The sequence below is a fragment of the Alphaproteobacteria bacterium genome, from assembly GCA_037200005.1.
In the GTDB taxonomy this organism is placed as follows: Bacteria; Pseudomonadota; Alphaproteobacteria; order UBA9219; family RFNS01; genus JBBCGY01.
Map to the genome: position 1 here is coordinate 1130675 of JBBCGY010000001.1, position 13257 is coordinate 1143931.

At 58.6% G+C, this 13257-nt stretch carries 14 protein-coding genes; 1 reads left to right on the forward strand and 13 read right to left on the reverse strand.

Going from position 1 to position 13257, the window contains the following annotated elements; genetic code table 11:
- Nucleotides 1-75 precede the first annotated feature (75 nt).
- Nucleotides 76-2652 carry an ATP-binding protein gene (locus WDO70_05870; GenBank protein MEJ0062726.1) on the forward strand — a complete coding sequence of 859 codons (2577 nt, stop codon included), beginning with the start codon at nt 76-78 and terminating at the stop codon, nt 2650-2652.
- A 22-nt stretch (nt 2653-2674) separates the two neighbouring features.
- On the opposite strand, the gene WDO70_05875 is transcribed toward WDO70_05870, so the two are convergent.
- From WDO70_05875 to WDO70_05935, 13 genes are all read right to left on the reverse strand, one after another.
- Complete coding sequence (locus tag WDO70_05875) at nt 2675-3961, reverse strand: replication-associated recombination protein A (GenBank protein MEJ0062727.1); 1287 nt, start codon at nt 3959-3961, stop codon at nt 2675-2677.
- Between the two features lie 112 nt (nt 3962-4073).
- Nucleotides 4074-4517 carry a hypothetical protein gene (locus WDO70_05880; protein MEJ0062728.1) on the reverse strand — a complete coding sequence of 148 codons (444 nt, stop codon included), beginning with the start codon at nt 4515-4517 and terminating at the stop codon, nt 4074-4076.
- A 108-nt stretch (nt 4518-4625) separates the two neighbouring features.
- The gene (locus WDO70_05885) at nt 4626-5096 is read right to left on the reverse strand and encodes a hypothetical protein (protein MEJ0062729.1); all 471 of its coding nucleotides are present in this window, start codon (nt 5094-5096) and stop codon (nt 4626-4628) included.
- Between the two features lie 61 nt (nt 5097-5157).
- On the reverse strand, nt 5158-6639 hold the full coding sequence (locus WDO70_05890) for a Do family serine endopeptidase (GenBank protein ID MEJ0062730.1): 1482 nt from the start codon (nt 6637-6639) through the stop codon (nt 5158-5160).
- Nucleotides 6640-6670: 31 nt separating this feature from the next.
- Nucleotides 6671-6958 (reverse strand): hypothetical protein, encoded by a 288-nt coding sequence (locus tag WDO70_05895; GenBank protein ID MEJ0062731.1) that lies wholly within the window; start codon nt 6956-6958, stop codon nt 6671-6673.
- A gap of 3 nt (nt 6959-6961) precedes the next feature.
- Entirely contained in the window at nt 6962-7402 is a 441-nt protein-coding gene (rplQ, locus tag WDO70_05900; protein ID MEJ0062732.1) for a 50S ribosomal protein L17, read from the reverse strand.
- Nucleotides 7403-7501: 99 nt separating this feature from the next.
- Nucleotides 7502-8518 carry a DNA-directed RNA polymerase subunit alpha gene (locus tag WDO70_05905; protein MEJ0062733.1) on the reverse strand — a complete coding sequence of 339 codons (1017 nt, stop codon included), beginning with the start codon at nt 8516-8518 and terminating at the stop codon, nt 7502-7504.
- Between the two features lie 48 nt (nt 8519-8566).
- A complete protein-coding gene (gene rpsK / locus WDO70_05910; protein ID MEJ0062734.1) occupies nt 8567-8974 on the reverse strand; it encodes a 30S ribosomal protein S11 in 408 nt (135 codons plus the stop codon).
- 99 nt (nt 8975-9073) lie between these two features.
- Nucleotides 9074-9454 (reverse strand): 30S ribosomal protein S13, encoded by a 381-nt coding sequence (gene rpsM / locus WDO70_05915; protein MEJ0062735.1) that lies wholly within the window; start codon nt 9452-9454, stop codon nt 9074-9076.
- Between the two features lie 194 nt (nt 9455-9648).
- On the reverse strand, nt 9649-11364 hold the full coding sequence (locus WDO70_05920) for an ATP-binding protein (protein MEJ0062736.1): 1716 nt from the start codon (nt 11362-11364) through the stop codon (nt 9649-9651).
- Between the two features lie 290 nt (nt 11365-11654).
- On the reverse strand, nt 11655-12170 hold the full coding sequence (locus tag WDO70_05925; protein ID MEJ0062737.1) for a chemotaxis protein CheX: 516 nt from the start codon (nt 12168-12170) through the stop codon (nt 11655-11657).
- A 17-nt stretch (nt 12171-12187) separates the two neighbouring features.
- On the reverse strand, nt 12188-12616 hold the full coding sequence (locus WDO70_05930) for a response regulator (protein MEJ0062738.1): 429 nt from the start codon (nt 12614-12616) through the stop codon (nt 12188-12190).
- A 262-nt stretch (nt 12617-12878) separates the two neighbouring features.
- The gene (locus WDO70_05935; protein ID MEJ0062739.1) at nt 12879-13169 is read right to left on the reverse strand and encodes a hypothetical protein; all 291 of its coding nucleotides are present in this window, start codon (nt 13167-13169) and stop codon (nt 12879-12881) included.
- Nucleotides 13170-13257 lie beyond the last annotated feature (88 nt).

Sequence of the window (13257 nt, forward strand, 5' to 3'; positions counted from 1 at the left end):
AAGCCTGATTAACTCTATATAAAGAGAGAACGAAAATAACTGGTTTAACATTCCCCGTCTGTTATCATTTATCCAATGCTGAAGCCCGTCAAACCGATCCATTCCCGCCAGGAGGCCGACACGTCGCAACGCGACATGTCGGCGGGAAGCCTGCCCGTCGTGCGCTGGCTGACGCGAAGCCAGTGGAGCGTGGCCATTCTGGCGATCATCGCGGCATTCGGTTGCGCCCTGCTGCCCATGCTCGCGCCCGAAGCGCATAGCACCGTCGTTTCCCTGGCACTGGTGGCACTGCTTTCCATAGCCGCGGGAGCGACGTTTTGGCTGCTCGGCAAGGCCCGCGAATATGCAAGCCAGGAGATTCTTCTCCGCGAGGCCTTCCATAGCGTCCTGACGCCGCAGGTCATCACCGACGCGCAAGGCATGGCGGTATTGAGCAACCGGGCCTTCGTCGGCTGGATCGACACGACCAACCAAAGCGCCGAAGCCGCGCTCGCGGCCCGCTTCGCCGACAACCAGGCCGCGGCCAACGAATTCACCCAATTATGCAAGACCGCGCGCAACGGCCAGGTGGCCGTGGCCGAACTGCCCATCATGCGCGGCGACAAGATCGTCGAATGGCGGCGCATCACCACGCGGCAATTGAGCGGCTGGCACGGCTATCTGCAATGGCGCTTCGAGGATGTCAGCGAGCGCCGCCGCATGGAACGCGCCATGCGCGAGGAGCAGGCCAAGCTGGTCGATTTCATGACCAACGCCCCGGTCGGCATTTATTCGATCGACCAGCACGGCAGGTTCCGCTTCGTCAACCGTACGCTCGGCGAATGGCTGGGCTGCGCCCCGGAAGAACTCATCAATAACGGCGTCCGCCTGCATGAAGTGATATGTTCGCCGCCGAAGAACGCCCAGCCCTACGCCTTCGCCGCCGGGCCGCACGGCGAGCAGAACGGCGAAGCCGTCATGCGGAATCGGGACGGCGTGCAGTTTCCCGTGGCGATCACGCAAACCGTGGTCGTCGGCGACGATGGCAAAACGCTGCGCACGCGCTCAGTCGTCCGCGATTTGCGTCCCGAACGCGAATGGCAACAGGCGCTGAGCGCTTCCGAGCAGCGCTTTCAGCGGCTGTTCGCCGAAGCGCCTATCGGGGTGGCGCTGCTCAACCCGAATTTGCGCATCACCGAATGCAATGAATCCCTGCAAAAACTGCTGCGGCGCGCGCGAACGACCCTGATCGACCTTCCGCTCGCCGATCTGCTCCAGGCCGACGCGCGCACGGCGACGATCGATCAGCTGCACGAAGCCCTGAGCGGCAAAGATGTCATGCGCCCGATCGAGGCTCATATGATCGGCGGGCGTCACGTCATCACGCTGATTTACGTCAAGCAATTCGAGGCTCCCGCCCGCACGCCCGGCGGCGCCAGCGAAAAAGGCCTGGTGCTGTATTTCATCGACATCACCGACCAGAAGAAAATGGAGATGCAATTCTCCCAGTCGCAGAAAATGCAGGCCATCGGCCAGCTTGCGGGCGGCATCGCGCACGATTTCAATAACCTGCTCACGGCGATGATCGGGTTCTGCGATTTGCTGCTGCAGCGTCACAAGCCCGGCGACCAAAGCTTTGCCGATATCATGCAGATCAAGCAAAACGGCAACCGCGCCGCCAATCTGGTGCGGCAGCTTCTGGCCTTCTCGCGGCAGCAGACCTTGCAGCCCAAGCTGCTCAACCTCGTCGATGTGCTCGCCGAGCTTTCCAACCTGCTGCGGCGGCTGATCGGGTCGGGGGTCTCGCTGCGGATGGTGCATGGCCGCGCCCTGCATCCCATCCTGGTCGATCAGGGGCAATTGGAGCAGGTGGTCATCAATCTGGTGGTCAACGCGCGCGATGCCATGCCCAAGGGCGGCACGGTCACGGTCAAGACGTTCAACCATCACCAGGATATGCCGGTCGTGCGCGGCCAGGACGATATGCCGGCGGGAGATTACGTGGCGATCGAGGTCGCCGATATCGGCATCGGCATCCCGCCCCAGATCATGGAGCGGATTTTCGAGCCGTTCTTCTCCACCAAGGAAGTGGGCCAAGGCACCGGCCTCGGCCTGTCCACGGTGTACGGCATCGTCCGCCAGACGGGAGGCTTCATCGACGTGCAGACCCATCTGGGCCAGGGCACCAAATTCATCGTCTATCTTCCGACGCCCAAGGAAGGCGCCATGGCCAAAGCGGTCGCCGCGGCGGCGAACGACAGCGAAGACAACAAGGAAAGAGCGGGCTCCGACCTCACCGGCGCGGGGACGATCCTGCTGGTCGAAGACGAGGACGCGGTGCGGATATTCTCGTCGCGGGCGCTGCGCAACAAAGGCTATATGGTGCTGGAAGCGCGCAACGGCGAGGAAGCCATCGCGGTCGTGGAGAAAGAAGGCGCTAAAATCGACCTGCTCATCAGCGACGTCGTCATGCCGCAGATGGACGGCCCGACCATGATCGCCATCGTCAGGGAGAAACGCCCCGATCTCAAGGTGATCTTTATTTCAGGCTATACGGAAGACAAATTCCGCGACCAGCTCAAGGAAGGCGAAGTCGTCCACTTCCTCGGCAAACCCTTCACGCTCAAACAACTTGCGAGCAAGGTAAAGGACGTGCTGTCGGGGGAGGCGTAGGAACGATCCTCAATTACGCGCCCTAATCTTCCTTCTTCCTCAACTTCTCCCAATAAGCCAGCCGCTTGCCGATCTCGCGCTCGAAGCCGCGTTCGACGGGGCGGTAATAGTTTTGGCGCTCCATGCCTTCGGGAAAATAATTCTGGCCGGAGAAAGCGTCCTCGGTGTCATGGTCGTACTCGTAGCCCGCGCCATATCCCTCGTTCTTCATCAGCTTGGTGGGCGCGTTCAGGATATGTTTGGGCGGCATCAGCGAGCCATACTCCCCGGCATCGCGCTTCGCCGCGTTATGCGCCACATAGGCCGCATTCGATTTCGGCGCGGTGGCGAGATAGATCACGGCTTGAGCGAGGCACAGCTCGCCTTCCGGGCTGCCGAGCCGCTCATACGCCTCCCACGCCGCGAGCGTCTGCGGCAGCGCCTGAGGATCGGCCATGCCGATATCCTCGCTGGCGAAGCGCGTCATGCGGCGGGCGATGTAATTCGGGTCTTCGCCGCCCGCCAGCATCCGCGCCAGCCAATAGAGCGCCGCGTCGGCATCCGAGCCGCGCAGCGACTTATGCAGCGCGCTGATGAGGTTATAGTGGCTGTCCTGCGCCTTGTCGTATAGCGGCATGCGCTTTTGCACCAGCGAGGCCAGCGCCTCGGCGCCGACTGTCTGATCCGGCGGCAAGCCTGCCACCGCTTCGGCCATCATCAGCAGATAGCGCCCGTCGCCGTCGGCCATCGCGCGCAAGGCTTCGCGCGCCTCGGCGGTCAAGGGCAGCGAACGTCCGTAATGTTCCTCGGCGCGCTTCAACAATTGCTCCAGCGCGGCGTCGTCGAGCCGCCGCAGCACCAGCACTTGGCAGCGGGACAACAGCGCGCCATTGAGCGCGAAAGACGGATTTTCCGTCGTCGCGCCGACCAGCGTCACGGTGCCGTTCTCGACATAGGGGAGCAGCACGTCTTGCTGCCCGCGATTGAAACGGTGGATCTCGTCCACGAACAGCAGAGTCCCCTGCCCGCTCTGGCGGCGGCTGTCGGCGGCCTCGAAGATTTTGCGCAAATCGGCAACGCCGCTCGCCACCGCCGAAACCGGCTGAAACAACAGGCCCGCAGCCTCGGCCAGCAGCCGGGCCAGCGTGGTCTTGCCCGTGCCGGGCGGTCCCCAGAAGATGATCGAAAATAAATGCTTCGCCACCAGCATGCGGCCCAGGGGCGCATCAAACGCGAGCAAATGATCCTGCCCCGCCACCTCGGCCAGGGATTTCGGACGCAAAATTTCCGGCAGCGGCGCGGCGGGCGCGAGTTTGGAGAACAGTTCCATGCACGGATATTAGGACGAATGAGGCGACCGCCTCAATCCCCCCCCCTGCTCCAAGCTCCTTAATCCAGGCCGGACGCAAAGCTTCGCGCTCATACCGGTCGCCATCAAGCAGCTACCCCGGCGTCGGCGCTTTTTTATCCGGATAATCGAACAATTTTCCCCGGTAAAGCCGGGCTATCTGGCGCGGCCCCAGTTCGGACGACGCACTCAAAACGGCGGTCATGATGCCTTCGCCGAACGCGATGCCGAGATGTTCGCGCGAAACCTTACCGGTAATGGCATGCATGGTTGTCGCCGCGGCAGCGCTCGCGAGAAACGTCAGGCCCGCCGCGCTCGTTTCCCGACCAAGCCCCGAGTCCCGGAACCAGGAAACGGTTCTGATCCCTTCTCTGAGCGTCACGGCAAGCGCCATATATTGAGGCGCCATGCCGGGATGATGGGTCGCCGCCGCAAGGACGGCCGCGCCCGTCGCCGAGAGAGAATAATAAACCGTGTCGCGCCTGCGGTTGCACAGAGCGGCGGCGGCCTGCATGAGTTCAAATATGGAACCCTTCATGCAATAATCTTTCTACACGAACCAAAAATTCGCGACGGAATATATCAGAGATTCTCGGATAAGGTAAGGTTCTTGACGATGGTTCCGCGCCCGGCGGCGTGATCCGCTCTATACCGGCTCGGGGGAAAGAGTCCGGGTTTTCTCTCGTTTTCCGGAAGGCGGTTCGGGCGGTTCTTGCTTGCCGGGATAATCGAACAACTTATCGGCGTAGAGTTTATAGATTTGGCGGAACCCGAGCCCATTGAGCTTGATCGAACCACAGACCAAAGGAAGCCCGACAAGAAAACCCTTATTGATGGGATCGGGAGCGCACAACCCAACCGTTATCATCGAGGTCGCCATGAAGGCAGAAGTAGCAGCGCGCGACTCTTGACTAAGCTCGGTATTAACCATCCATGACGCCGCCCTTGCGCCTTCTCTCACGGAAATGCCCAGCGTCAGGGCCTGCAAAGCCTCATGCGGATTGCCGGATATGACTGCCGCAGCCGCCGCGCCTGCCGTCAACGTGGAATAATAGAGCGTGTCGCGTTTGCGATTACAGAAATCGGCGGCCGCTTCGATGAATTCAAAAATATCCACAGAATTAATACTCCGTCCTGACAACCATAGCCCAGAACTTAACAAACGCTTTGCCGCATGGCTATCGCGGTTTTAGTTTCAGCGCATTTCGCCGATTTCCTAAAATGATGTCGAAAAGCTGATTGGCGCGCCGGACCTGGATTTGCCAGCCTTCATATTCTTGACTCAGCAAGCTTTTCAAATCTCGACTCAATGCCACTGGCGTCCCGTTGATCGAAATAATCCGATCGCCCCGCTGCAGCCCTAAAGCATTGGCAGGACTGCGCGGAGCAACCGAAAGAATGACGACCCCTATTTCATCGATTTCATGCTCTTCCATTTCTTCCAGCAAGGCTGGCGAAATATTGGCAATCCTAGCACCTCTTAGCGGATTTTCCCCAGATAGCAGAATCTCATCACGGGGCGGAATTTCCGGCGGCCCCGCAAGGTCGAAGACAATCTCCTGTTTGGCATTCTTGCGTAATATTCCGAACGTCGCCGTCCCGCCGACCGGCATGGTGGCGATACGGAAACGCATGGCCTTCTCGTCCTCGAGGTCGCGCCCGTTGAGCGTCAGGATGATATCGCCGACCCGCAATCCGGCTTTAGCCGCAGGGCTTTGCGGATGCAGCCGGTTGACGAGGATGCCGATGGGACGTTCCAGCCCCAGCGATGATGAAAGCTCCGGCGTCATGTCCTGGCCGCCTATTCCCAGCCATGGACGCGCGACACGCGTCTGCCCATGTTCCACGGCGTCGATAACGGCGCGCACCATGTTGGACGGCACGGCAAAGCCGATGCCGAGACTGCCGCCGCTCCGCGAAAAAATCACCGCATTGATGCCGACCACGCGCCCATCCATGCCCACCAGCGCGCCGCCGGAATTGCCGGGATTGATCGCCGCGTCGGTCTGCAGGAAATAATTGAGATCGCTGGCGCCGACTCCCGTGCGGGCGACGGCGGATATAATGCCGCTTGTCACCGTCTGACCGACGCCGAAGGGATTGCCGATGGCGATGACAAGATCGCCGACCTCGATCGCATCTGAATCCGCCAGTTGCAGATAAGGGAAATTTTTATCTTTGCTGTCGACCTTCATGACAGCCAGATCGGTCTGCTTGTCGATCGTCAGCAATTTGGCTTCAAATTCGCGGCGATCGGCAAGAACGATCCGGATTTCGTCCGCGCCTTCGATGACATGCGCGCTGGTAACGACCAAACCGTTGCCGCTCAGAATGACTCCCGAGCCAAGGGAATTCTCCGCCCGCTCTTTCGGCAATCCCTCGGACAGCATGTTGCCGAAGAAATGCTGGAAGATCGGGTCGTCAAACAGCAGCGCCATTTCCCGCTGCCGCACCAGTTTCCGGGCATAAATATTGACGACCGCGGGCGCCGTCCGGTTGACCAGCGGCGCGAAACTCAGGCGGATTTGTTCTTTGGATTCAGGAATAATAGCGGCCGGAGTCGCTTGGGCCTGACAAGGCGCGGAGGGCGGGAAACAGAAGGCGGCGATCAGGATGGTGGCTAAAAACAGCCTGCTATGCAGGATTGCGTGGATAGACATTGCTTGCCTGTCCTCCGTCGCCCGTTCTCCGTCACCGCGCCTGGCATTTCGGCAGGCATGACTTCAGCTCGGTATCGCATTCGGCGCCCGCGCCGAAAACCGACGTGACGTCATCCGACTGCGACACGCGCTGCGCCGCCGAGCTATCCATGCAGCGCGCATGGGCGCTATCGCAGGATTGGACGCATGAATCCACGCCCGACTGGGCGGGGCCTTCGCGCGAAACGGAAGAACCGGAAGTGACGCCGCGATAGGCCGGCGAGCAGGCGCCAAGCCCGATCAGTAATGCTGCGGTCAGGATGATGGAGCCGCAGCGCATGGTTTATACCTTCGCCGCGGCCATTTCGGCTTCGGTCTGCGCCTCGGCGACTTGCACCGGGCCGCTATCCTTGCCCTTGGCTTCTGGATCGCGATCGACCAGTTCGATGATCGCGACGCTGGCGGCATCACCATACCGAATGCCTGCCTTCAGCACGCGCGTATATCCGCCCGGACGGCCCTTGTAACGCTCGGCCAGAGGCCCGAACAGCTTGGCGACCATATCCTCGCTGCGCAGCGTGGAGAAAGCGCGGCGGCGATTGGCCAGCCCGCCCTTTTTGCCGAGCGTGATCAGCCTCTCGACTTCGCCGCGCAAGTCTTTCGCCTTGGCCAGAGTCGTCTTGATCTGCTCATGCTTGATGAGCGCGACAGCCATATTGGCGAACATCGCCTTACGGTGCGATGAAGTGACGCCGAGTTTCCGGCCTGACATTCCGTGACGCATGACTGCTGCTCCTCATATTTTCCTGGACGCACGGCGTGCGTCCGATTGCACATTCCACCGCCTGAACATTCGTCACAGAACGGCAGATTTTCCTTAGTTTCAGAACGGGTCTTCCAGCCTCTTCGCCAGCTCTTCGATATTTTCCGGCGGCCAGTTGGTGACTTCCATGCCGAGATTCAGCCCCATCTGGGATAGGACTTCCTTGATCTCGTTAAGGCTCTTGCGCCCGAAATTAGGGGTGCGCAGCATTTCCGCTTCCGACTTCTGCACCAGATCGCCGATATAGACGATGTTGTCGTTCTTGAGGCAGTTCGCCGACCGGACGGAAAGCTCCAGCTCGTCGACCTTGCGGAGAAGATTGCGGTTGAACGGCAGAATGCTGTCGACCTGATCTTCCTTGGCGTGCGCCGTCGGCTCCTCGAAGTGGATGAACATCTGCAATTGATCCTGAAGAATGCGGGCGGCGATCGCCACGGCGTCTTCGGGCGTGATCGCGCCGTTGGTCTGCACTTCCAGCGACAATTTGTCATAGTCGGTCACTTGGCCGACGCGGCTGTTCTCGACCTTGAAACCGACTTTCTTTACCGGGCTGTATAAGGCGTCCACGGGGATCAGGCCGATCGGCTGATCTTCCTTGCGCGAGGCCGAAGCCGGAACATAGCCCTTCCCGTTTTCGACGGTCAGTTCCATGTTCAAATTCGCGCCCTTGTCGAGCGTGCAGATGACGAGATCGGGATTCAGGATTTCGATGTCGGAGCTAAGCTCGATCTGCTTCGCGGTAACTTCGCCCGGGCCTTGGGCGCGCAGGCGAATCCGCCGCGGGCCGTCATGATGCATTTTGATCGCGAGCGACTTGATGTTGAGGATGATATCCGTCACATCCTCGCGCACGCTGGGGATCGAGGAGAATTCATGCAGCACGCCATCGATCTGCACCGAGGTCACGGCAGCACCCTGCAGCGAGGACAGCAGAACCCGGCGCAAGGCGTTGCCCATCGTCATGCCATAGCCGCGCTCCAGCGGTTCGACCACGATCGTCGCCTTGCGGTGCGAGTCGGCTCCGGCGAACAGCGCTTTATTGCCTTGAATGAGCGATTTCCAATTCTTCTGCAGCATGGGATCGTAAACTCCTGATGATATTCTGACGAATATGTTGAACCTGGGTTACACGCGGCGCTTCTTGGGCGGACGCACGCCGTTATGCGGAATGCCGGTCACATCGCGGATGGAAGAAATCTGGAAGCCGACCGACTGCAAGGCCCGCAGCGCCGATTCACGGCCCGACCCCGGTCCCTTGACCTGCACTTCGACGGTGCGGACGCCATGTTCCATGGCTCTGCGTCCCGCGTCTTCCGCGGCCATCTGCGCGGCGTAAGGCGTGGATTTGCGCGATCCCTTGAACCCGACCATGCCGGTGGAAGCCCAGGCGATGGTGTTGCCCTGCGAATCCGCGATGGTGACAATCGTGTTGTTGAATGTCGCATTGACGTGCGCGATCGCGGCGACAATGTTTTTGCGTTCCTTGCGCTTGGGGCGGGGCGCAGCGGCCTTGGCGCTTTCCTGTTTAGCCATGTCCTAGTATCCTCTAACCTTAATCTATTTTTGTGACGGTCTCCCGCTTTTACCGGGAGCAACCTATGCGCATCGCGAATAAGCTTAGTTGTTGTCAGCCTATTTCTTGGTTGCCATCTTTTTGCCGGCGATGGGTTTCGCGGGACCTTTGCGCGTGCGGGCATTGGTATGCGTCCGCTGGCCGCGCACGGGCAGCCCCTTGCGATGACGCAGACCGCGATAGCAGCCGAGGTCCATCAGCCGCTTGATGTTCATGGAGACTTCGCGGCGCAAATCGCCTTCGACGCGATAATGAGCGTCGATATATTCGCGAATTCTCAGGACTTCCGCGTCCAGCAGCTGATTGACGCGCTTGGCAGCCGGAATATTCAGGCTTTCGCATATCGTGCTGGCGAATTTGGGGCCGATACCATGGATATATTGGAGCGCGATGACCACGCGCTTCTGAGTCGGGATGTTAACACCTGCTATACGCGCCACGCGCTGTCTCCTTACAAAGATCAAACGGCAAAAACCCGTCAGCCCCGATCCCCACGATCGGAAGAATGGCCACGAGCTTGCTTTTGGCAAATTTTCGGCAGCTTTTCTGCTGCGTCAGGGGGCGGAGTATAAGGATTGGCGCAGGGAAGTCAAGACGACATATAGTCTATTAATATCAATACATTACCGGATTGCTACACATCCATTACATAGGGCAGACGGATCGTAAATTTGGTGCCGCGATAAATTTCGGAAGTGACAGATATGTTGCCGCCGAGTTTTTTGACTTCCTGCATGACGGCTTCCAGCCCCACGCCGTGGCCTGAAATTTCGCTGATGCCGTCGCGCGTGGAAATCCCCCAGACGAAGATGCGCTGAATGACCTTTTGGTCGTCGTCGAAACGCCAGCTGCCCTCAGGGTCGATGGCCGCCAATTTCTGGCGCACGCGGTTGGGATCGATGCCGGCGCCGTCGTCGCCGATCTCTATGACCGCCCATTGCTGTCCCGATGCATCGGTTTGCTGCTCGACATGGACGCCGATTTGTCCGGCGGCATCCTTGCCGCGCGCCATGCGGGTCACCGGCGGCTCGATGCCGTGGTCGATGATATTCCGGCTCATATGCGTCAGCGAGAAGAAAAAAGGCTGCCACGGAAGAGCAAGTACGCGAAGATTGTCGCCGGTATAGATGACCGGCTTCAAATTCTTGTCCATCTGCTGCGCCAATTCGATCAGTTCGCGCTCGAAGCTCAGGAAGCAGCTGCGGATCGGCAAAGCGGCGATCTCGGCGAGGTATTTCTGCAGGCTCGGCCCGACGCCGTATTTCGACTTGAGATAATCGGCGTAGGTGTAAATCGATTCCTCGCTGATTTCATACAGGGTGCCGCGCTGCTCGTCCTCCACCGCGATCATGCCGCGAACTTGCAGCAGCACGTTGCTGAATTCCATCTCGATGACTTTGTGCGCGGCCAGCGCCAATTGCCGGAAATCGTCCTCGGTGTCAATCTTCGAGTTCCGCATTTGGGTTTCGATCTCGTGAATCAGTTCGCCGAATTTCATCAAACTGAAATGACGGACGGCCGCCTTCAAGGTATGCAATTGCCGCAACATCGTGGGGATATCCCTGAGCGACAGGTTGGGCTTGACCGTAAAGGCGATGAATTCCCGGATATGGTTGACGGTAGAAACGAATTGATTGCGCTCCTTGAATATCTTGCAGATCATATTGGCGAAGTGCTGCTGCTGCTCGGCAAGAGACTGCGCCGCCGTTTCCTCGGTGCGGTCGGTCGCGATCAGGACGACATGGGTCAGAACATTATGCTCGTTCCTGATCGGCTTATAAGCCAACGCGATATTGCGCTTGGCCGAATGAGGAAAAGTCTGCGGCAGGAAACGCACCGCGTCGTCGAATCCCAGCGCATGAGTCGGATCGAACAGAACCTCGATCCAGGCAAGAAAATCGTCGCGCGACACCGCCGGCACATGCAGCATATCCGCAAGATGCATGCCTGCCGGGGTCTGTTCCAGCATTTCGATGCAAGCCTGGGAATACATCGAGCCGCATTGCGCCTTGCGATCGAAGGTCAGAAACCCTTGCCCGAGGGAATTGACCAGAACTTCGGTAAGGCGCGCCTGGCTCGTCACATTCTTATGCACGCGGAAATTCATGACGTAGAGCACGACCATGCCCGAAATCGCCGCGATGCCCATGACAATGGCGGACAGAACAGACGTGACCGGCTGCATGCCAAGCACCGGCAACAGCGCCGCCCCATAGAGCAGCAGCACGATCCCGGCCATGCCCATGAGGGTGATATGGATAAGATCGACCTGTTTGATAGCGTCGGTCAGCAGCGAAGACCGTGGATGGCTTGGCGTGGACTGACTTGATATCTGAAGATCATCCGGCATGGTCACTGGGCCTCGCCGGGGGTTTAGGGTCTGGACTCATAAACAACATGGGTTCTGCGCAGGCGAAAAAGCCGTCCGGCTACGAAAAGACCGAAGCAGGTAACGGTGTCTACCTGCAAGGTCTTTGAGAACGCCGGGCGGCTTTTTCTCCGCGCCCCCTGGGGTTTGCAAAAGAAAGCCAAGGACGGCGTCAACTTCGCTCGCCGTAGATGGACTACGCCGTCGCTCGTTTCCTGGCCCTTGGCTTTCTTTTGTCAAACAGAACCTCATGGTATTTATGAGTCCAGACCCTATGAATGGGAATCAGAATGAGGTGCCTTATGGATAGCGACATGAACCTGGAAAAGCTGCCCCTGCAAGTAAAACGGGACAATCATGTAATGCCCGCGATGGAAATGGCTTAAGAAATGACCTTTGCCGGTAACGACGCTAGGAATTCCCAGTTTAAGCTCGAAACCGCGCCGGTTAAGATCGGTCTTGATGCGGCCGAAAATCATATTGGTGATCTCGCCTACCGCATCGACCGCCATTTCGTGCGTGATCGACACCGATTTTCCGATTACCGCAGGCAGGATATCACGCATAGTTTCGAATGTGAAACAAAGCGTCAACGTGCCCTCGAGTTCGTTCTGCACCATGCCGATGATGCCGGAAACATCTCCGACGAGGGATACGATGCCGTTGCCGATCTCGTATTTTCCCGAGACGACTTCGACATCGAAAGTATTACGCATGGCTTCGACGACCGCCCGGCTTATTTCGGCCGAAAGCTTATCGTCAAGCGCTAGCTGCAATTCACGGGTCATTCAGGGTTCGCGCTCCTCTAACGCCCGGCGTTTGAACGCTTACGCTTCAGCCATTCGTTGATCTCAAACAATTTCTTGCCCAAATCCGACGGCGAGACCGGCTTGATAATATAAGATGTCGCCCCGGCCTTGATCGCCTTCATGATGTTTTGCTGCTCAGATTCGGCGGTCAGCATGACGAACGCCGTATTGGCGTAGTCCGGCTTGGCGCGAAAATAACTCAGCACCTCAAGCCCGGAAATGGTCGGCATGTTCCAATCGAGAAAAACGATATCGAAAGGCTGCTGATCGTTCCTTGCCTTCTGGATGATCTCGATGGCCTCGTTGCCGTCAGCCACGGTGGCGACGTTCGAGACACTCGCTTCCAGCAAAGTGTTGCGGACGAATTGGCGAATCAGGAAGTGATCGTCGGCGACCAAAACCTTGAGACTGGCAAGCTGGCTCACTACTTACTCCCTAAGATCGGGCAGGCGGGACGTGAATCTTATGGGTACAGGTACCTATGAAACGGAAGGGTTACATAAAAACCTTGCCGGATGGTTAAAATGCCCTGGACGTCATGCATAAATGTTTAAACTTTGTACACTTTTGCCCGCGGCGGCATAAGGGTTTGAATTTTGGACGCGCTTTCGCAACCGGCGCCGTCGCGCCGATTGCGAATTCGTTCATCTTCAGATTAGCGGCCCTCTAAAAAGCCGCGCGGGCATTTTACATCGAAGCGCCGCTCTTGAGACCCGCCATATGATGAACGGCGGAAGTTTCTTCGCCAGCCGGCGAATGATGAGCGGACAACTGTCCCGTCAGCGCAGTCTTTTGCTCATAAGCTTCAAGTTCCTTGATCAGGCCCGCCAGCACCCCGATCGCGCCCTCTATCATCGCCTGAAACTGCGGTTCTCTCGTGGCCCCGGCATCGGCGCGCAAACGGCTGATCGTATCGACTAAATGCTGGCGCATTTGCTGGGTGGTGGAGCGCGGATGGCTTTGATTCTGATACTGCATGAAATCCTCCCGATTAGGTGCGGCCCATTACGAAGAAACCACCGTCAGGAAACCATATGAAAAAAAGCGGAAACCCTTTGGAAACCAT

What these genes read in the sequence shown, in the direction of transcription:
- WDO70_05870 (MEJ0062726.1), top strand. Translation starts at nt 76, where the DNA reads ATGCTGAAGCCCGTCAAACCGATCCATTCCCGCCAGGAGGCCGACACG.
- WDO70_05875 (MEJ0062727.1), bottom strand. Translation starts at nt 3,961, where the DNA reads ATGGAACTGTTCTCCAAACTCGCGCCCGCCGCGCCGCTGCCGGAAATT.
- WDO70_05880 (MEJ0062728.1), bottom strand. Translation starts at nt 4,517, where the DNA reads ATGAAGGGTTCCATATTTGAACTCATGCAGGCCGCCGCCGCTCTGTGC.
- WDO70_05890 (MEJ0062730.1), bottom strand. Translation starts at nt 6,639, where the DNA reads ATGTCTATCCACGCAATCCTGCATAGCAGGCTGTTTTTAGCCACCATC.
- WDO70_05895 (MEJ0062731.1), bottom strand. Translation starts at nt 6,958, where the DNA reads ATGCGCTGCGGCTCCATCATCCTGACCGCAGCATTACTGATCGGGCTT.
- rplQ (MEJ0062732.1), bottom strand. Translation starts at nt 7,402, where the DNA reads ATGCGTCACGGAATGTCAGGCCGGAAACTCGGCGTCACTTCATCGCAC.
- WDO70_05905 (MEJ0062733.1), bottom strand. Translation starts at nt 8,518, where the DNA reads ATGCTGCAGAAGAATTGGAAATCGCTCATTCAAGGCAATAAAGCGCTG.
- rpsK (MEJ0062734.1), bottom strand. Translation starts at nt 8,974, where the DNA reads ATGGCTAAACAGGAAAGCGCCAAGGCCGCTGCGCCCCGCCCCAAGCGC.
- WDO70_05920 (MEJ0062736.1), bottom strand. Translation starts at nt 11,364, where the DNA reads ATGCCGGATGATCTTCAGATATCAAGTCAGTCCACGCCAAGCCATCCA.
- WDO70_05925 (MEJ0062737.1), bottom strand. Translation starts at nt 12,170, where the DNA reads ATGACCCGTGAATTGCAGCTAGCGCTTGACGATAAGCTTTCGGCCGAA.
- WDO70_05935 (MEJ0062739.1), bottom strand. Translation starts at nt 13,169, where the DNA reads ATGCAGTATCAGAATCAAAGCCATCCGCGCTCCACCACCCAGCAAATG.